Annotated in this window: 5 protein-coding genes; all 5 read right to left on the bottom strand. The window is 67.1% G+C overall.

Features of this window, described 5'->3' with window-relative positions; translation table 11 throughout:
- Window positions 1-308: 308 nt before the first annotated feature.
- Window positions 309-1,046: a phosphoglyceromutase gene (locus NS6_RS21025; RefSeq protein WP_068044387.1), complete on the bottom strand. Its 738-nt coding sequence runs from the start codon at window positions 1,044-1,046 to the stop codon at window positions 309-311.
- 83 nt (window positions 1,047-1,129) lie between these two features.
- The gene (locus NS6_RS21020) at window positions 1,130-2,047 is read right to left on the bottom strand and encodes an ROK family protein (protein WP_068044385.1); all 918 of its coding nucleotides are present in this window, start codon (window positions 2,045-2,047) and stop codon (window positions 1,130-1,132) included.
- Between the two features lie 278 nt (window positions 2,048-2,325).
- Entirely contained in the window at window positions 2,326-2,823 is a 498-nt protein-coding gene (locus tag NS6_RS21015; RefSeq protein ID WP_068044391.1) for a type III secretion system chaperone family protein, read from the bottom strand.
- Window positions 2,820-4,160, bottom strand: a complete 1,341-nt coding sequence (mshA, locus tag NS6_RS21010; protein ID WP_068044383.1) for a D-inositol-3-phosphate glycosyltransferase — start codon at window positions 4,158-4,160, stop codon at window positions 2,820-2,822. Before mshA ends, NS6_RS21015 begins: the two co-directional genes overlap by 4 nt.
- Window positions 4,161-4,370: 210 nt before the next feature.
- A complete protein-coding gene (locus NS6_RS21005) occupies window positions 4,371-5,198 on the bottom strand; it encodes an alpha/beta fold hydrolase (protein WP_068044388.1) in 828 nt (275 codons plus the stop codon).
- Between the last annotated feature and the right edge of the window lie 7 nt (window positions 5,199-5,205).

Raw genomic sequence — 5,205 nt, 5'->3', positions numbered from 1 at the left:
CCGCGGAGCGGCTCCAAAATCACAGCCCACTCCTTCACGGATGGCCCACCCCGATAGCAAACCCACCAGATCCCCACCCCGCGCCGCGAAACACCCCCGAAGTCCCCCGCCAATTACCGGTGCCCCACCCTGATGACAAGCCCACCAGCCCCCCACTCCCGCGCTGCGTAGCCCCTCCGAAATTCCCCTCCACAGAGGGGCTACCCAGCAGCCAGGGTCAACAGAACCTCAACCCACCCCCCCCCCCGGAAAACCACCACAATTAAAGCGCCACAACCCTTCCTAAGCCGCGGCGCTGTCGCTGAGACTCAGCGCCCACCCTGGCTCGCGACGGCAGCAGCCCCGGCGGCAGCGGCCTCCGGATCCAGGTACTCCCGCGGACGCACCGGCCGCATATCCTCGTCGAGCTCATAGCACAACGGAATCCCGGTCGGGATATTCAACCCCGCGATATCGTCGTCGGAAATCCGGTCCAGATGCTTCACCAGCGCACGCAGCGAATTACCGTGCGCGGCCACCAGCACCGTCTTGCCCCTCTTCAGCTCCTGCGAGATCGTCGATTCCCAGTACGGAACCATCCGGTTCACCACATCGAGCAGGCATTCCGTGCGCGGAACCTCGATATCGGCGTACCGCGGGTCACCCGACTGGCTGTATTCGTCGTCGAGGTCGATCGGCGGCGGCGGGGTGTCGTAACTACGCCGCCACAGCATGAACTGGTCTTCACCGTATTCGTCGCGGATCTGCCCCTTGTTCTTCCCCTGCAGCGCGCCGTAGTGGCGTTCGTTGAGCCGCCAGTCGCGGACCACCGGAATCCAGTGCCGATCGGCGGCATCGAGCGCGAAATTCGCTGTAGAGATCGCCCGGCGCAGCAACGAGGTGTAGGCGATATCGGGCAGAATGCCGTGTTCGGCCAGCAGATCCCCGGCGCGTTTTCCCTCGGCGATGCCCTTATCGGTGAGGTGCACGTCCACCCAGCCGGTGAACAGGTTGAGGGCATTCCATTCGCTCTCGCCGTGGCGCAGCAAAACGAGGGTGTAGGTCATGCCGTAATCCTGCCATGCTGTTTATATGGGGGCGCCTCCGGCGTCGGAGGAGAAACGGTCGGTTCTGCTTCCGGGGGCTTCCCTCAGCCGAGGGGGGCCTCGGGATCGAAGGGGCTCGTTTCCGAGTGCGCAAGGACGCCGGCGCCGACCAGGGTGGCCCCGTCGTCGAGCCGGGACAGTTCGACTCGGAGCCCACGTACGAAATTCAGCTTCGCATGCCGCTCGACCGCAGCGCGCAACGGCCGCCAGAGGAGCTCGCCGGAGTGGGCGAAACCACCACCGACCACCACCGTGTCGATATCCAGCAGTCCGGCCGCGGAGCTGATCGCCTGACCGAGCGCGGTCCCGGCCCGCTCCAGCGCGGCCAGGGCGATCGGGTCCCCGGCCCGGGCAGCTTGCGCCAGCTCGGCACCGGTCTCGCCGCTCCAGCCGCGTTCCCGCGCCCAGCGCGCCGAGGACATCCCGCTCGCCACGGCTTCCACGCAACCCACGCCGCCGCAGGCGCAGGGCACTTCCCAGCCCGGCACGACGATATGCCCGATATGTCCCGCATTTCCGGTGCGTCCCAGCGAAACCCTCCCGTCGACGAGGATTCCGCCGCCGATTCCGGACGATACGGTCATTGCCAATGCATTGCGGACTCCGTGCAGCGCGCCCGAATCCCGTTCCGCCAGAGCCAGACACGCGCCGTCGATCGCGAATCGTACGGTCGCGCCCGGGAAAAGCGAATGTACTGCGGCGACGATTCCGAATCCGGACCGCCACTCCGGGATGTTGAGCGGGCCCGTGACCCCGGCCGGAACGTCCACCGGCCCCGCCGATCCGATGCCCACCGCCGTCACCGTCTCACCGCCGGCGACCGCCAGCAGCAACTCGCGGCATACGTCCCACACACCGGTGACCGGTACCGACGCCCGCCGGACCGCGTATACGCGCCCCGTATCGTCGACCGGCCCCGCAGCGAATTTCGTCGCCCCGACATCGAGCGCCAGTACCGCCATCCATGCCTCCCGACCAGCCCATCCGGGCGTCGGCCGGCACCGCGCCGTCGACGTCCCGCGAATCATGTCCGCCGATTGTCACCCATACCGGCCCGGCGGCGAACGGTATGCCGGCTCCATCTCGTGCACGATGGTCGGCGGTGCGCTACCACTTGCGCTGCACGAAGGGCCGCCCACGACTCCGTCCCGGCAATCGGGTCGAGTGGCCGGTCGAGCGCGGCAGTCCGGCCGCGGCCGCGATTCCGGTGGCCGTCGAACCGGTGACGGCGACAGCCCGTTCAGGAGTTTTCGTCGACCAGATGCTCGAACGCGCGCAGGTTCTTCAGTGATTCACCACGGGAAACCCGCCATTTCCATTCCCGACGAATGGATTCGGCGAAACCGAGTTCCAGCAGCGTGTTGAAGTCGCCGTCCACCGCTTCGAGGATTTGGCCGAAGATACGGTCCAGTTCCTCGGCCGTCACCGAATGAGTGGCGGCGCGACCGACCAAGTAGATATCGCCCACGTTGTCCAGTGTGTAGGCCACACCGTAGAGCCGCCGGTTGCGGCGCAGCAGGAATTTGTAGACGCCTTCGAAGTTCTCGTCGGGTTTACGGCAGACGAACGATTCGAACCGCACTCCGTGCCCGCCCACGGTGAGCATCACATTGGTTTTCAGTTTCCGCTCACCGGGCAGCACCGCGACGAACACTTCGTCGGCCGGCCGGGTGTATTCGATCTCCCGGTCGCGCAACGTCTCCTCGACGATCCGCGCGGTCTCCGGCACCTCACTCATCGGAGCACTCCCGTCCGGCGCCGCCACAGCGCCCGCGATCTGGCCTGGCTCTCGCCGAGGATACCGGCAGCGCGACCGGGCCCGGACAATGCGGCGGTATAGCTGGCGAGCAGTTTCTCCGCGGTATGCGCCCAGGAGAAATCCGCGGCGTGCGCGACCGCGCGCTCCCCCATCAGATTCAGCCGGGCCGGATCGTCCAGCAGGTATTCCAGGGCACCGGCCCAATCGGGTATGCGATGCCCTGCCACCAGCAACCCACTGTGCTCGTGCCGGACCGCAGTGCCCAGGCCCCCGACCGCGGCCGCGAGCACCGGAGTTCCGGCGGCTTGCGCTTCCAGCGCGACCAGACCGAACGATTCGTTGTAACTCGGCACCGCCACCAGATTCGCGGCCCGATACACCAGCACCAGCCGGTCGGCGGGCTGCGGCGGCAGGAAGGTCACATGGTCGCCGATACCGAGCTGGTCCGCGAGTTCGATGAGCGCGTCCGGACGTTCCAGTCCGCTACCCGACGGCCCGCCCACGATCAGCGCCCGCATTCTGCGGCCCGGCCGCCGCCGGATCGCCTCGGCAACGGCCCGGACCAGTACATCCGGTGCTTTCAACGGCTGGATGCGGCCGACGAACGCGACAATCTCCTCATCGCCGGCCAACCCGAGCTCGGCGCGCGCGGCAGCCCGGTCGCCGGGGCGGTAGCGGGTCAGGTCCGCGCCGGGCGGCACGATATCGATACGTTCGGGCAACGCCCCGTACAGATCGACCAGCTGCCTGGCCTCCCGGGCAGTGTTGGCGGTGAGCCGGTCGGCCTCGGCGATCACCTGCTTCTCACCGATCTCCCGGGTCACCGGTTCGGGCGAATCCCCGTCGGCCAACGCGGCGTTCTTCACTGCCGCCAAGGTATGCGCGGTATGCACCAGCGGTACCCGCCAGCGATCCCGCGCCAGCCAGCCGACCTGACCGGACAACCAGTAATGCGAATGGACCAGGTCGTAATAGCCGGGTACCTGCCGGGCTTCCTGCCGCAGCACCTCTGCGGTGAACGGGCACAGCTGGGTCGGCAGATCATGTTTGTCCAGGCCCTCGAACGGACCCGCGACCACATTGCGCACCAGTACACCGGGCGCGGCTTCCTGAACCGGCGGCAGATCAGAGGAGGTGGCCCGAGTGAAAATCTCCACCTCGGTTCCCCGCTGGGCCAGCTGTTCGGCGGTTTGCAGCACGTAGACGTTCATACCGCCGGCATCACCGGTACCGGGCTGGGCCAGTGGTGAGGTGTGCACCGTCAGTACGGCGATACGGTTCGGCCGTCGGTCCGGGCGTTCACTCACGTTGTCCATATTGCACGGTGCAACACAGCGACCCGGCGGCTCCTTCCCGCGAGGTGAAAGTGATCACAGATACCGGATTCTGCGCCGTGCCCGCGCAGTCCATGTGTACAGAGGCCGCCTGCCGGACACCTGTACATAACGTCGCTGCACCCGCGGAATGACCCCACTCGTTATTCGCCACCGAGGACGCCCGGAGCCGGCGATGCCGAGGCGAAGCAATCAAGCACCGCACTCCTGAATGAAATCGCGGACCTCTGTGACGAACCGGTCCGGATCCTCGATGAACAGCCCGTGCTGAGCCCCCTCCCAGATCGAGGCCCGGCCCCGCGGCGCGGTTTCGGCGATATAGCGGCCGTCGGCGGCCGGTACCACCGGATCGGCCGAACCGTGCAGCACCAGAACCGGGATTTCCAGCCTGCGCAGGGTCTCGGTGTTGTCCACGGAGCGGTAGAACAGGGCCTTCCGCACGAACGGCGGAGTCGACAGACTCGCCCCGTACAACCGCTGCGCGTCCGCCCCCTTGTCCGCGCCGGTACCGGTATTGGCACTACCGAATGCGGAGAACCCGCGCATCGCCCGCCCCGGGCTCTCCTCGAACACGCCCGGGATGGCCTGTTGCATCGCCGCGCCGACCTCGGCACCCGGCACACCCCTGCCGATATTGGCCATCGCCCCGGTGAAGACCACCCCCGCGATCGCACCGCTGCCGTACTCGGCGAGATAGTCGCTGATCACGATCCCGCCGTAGGACCATCCCAGAAGCACCGCACCCGAGTCGATCGATTCCGCCGCCAGTACCGCCGCGATATCGCCGGCCCAGTTCTTCGGCTCGTCGTAACCGGAACCCGGCGCATCCGAATATCCGTGCCCGCGCAAATCCACCGCGATCACCCGGAAATCCGTGGCGAACTCCTCGAACACCCGCCCCCAGCAGCGCAGATCCGCCGACCAGCCGTGCACGAGCACCAACGGCGGCGCATCCGCGGGCCCCTCGGTCCGATAGACGATGCCGGTCCCGTCGATACTGCGCGCTTCCTTGATCACAATAGTATTT

Source organism: Nocardia speluncae NBRC 108251 (genome assembly GCF_001613245.1).
GTDB lineage: Bacteria > Actinomycetota > Actinomycetes > Mycobacteriales > Mycobacteriaceae > Nocardia > Nocardia speluncae.
This window is presented reverse-complemented; position numbering and strand designations above follow the sequence as displayed.

Coding starts and splice junctions, on each gene's coding strand:
- NS6_RS21015 (WP_068044391.1), bottom strand. CDS start 2,823: ATGAGTGAGGTGCCGGAGACCGCGCGGATCGTCGAGGAGACGTTGCGC.
- mshA (WP_068044383.1), bottom strand. CDS start 4,160: ATGGACAACGTGAGTGAACGCCCGGACCGACGGCCGAACCGTATCGCC.
- NS6_RS21020 (WP_068044385.1), bottom strand. CDS start 2,047: ATGGCGGTACTGGCGCTCGATGTCGGGGCGACGAAATTCGCTGCGGGG.
- NS6_RS21025 (WP_068044387.1), bottom strand. CDS start 1,046: ATGACCTACACCCTCGTTTTGCTGCGCCACGGCGAGAGCGAATGGAAT.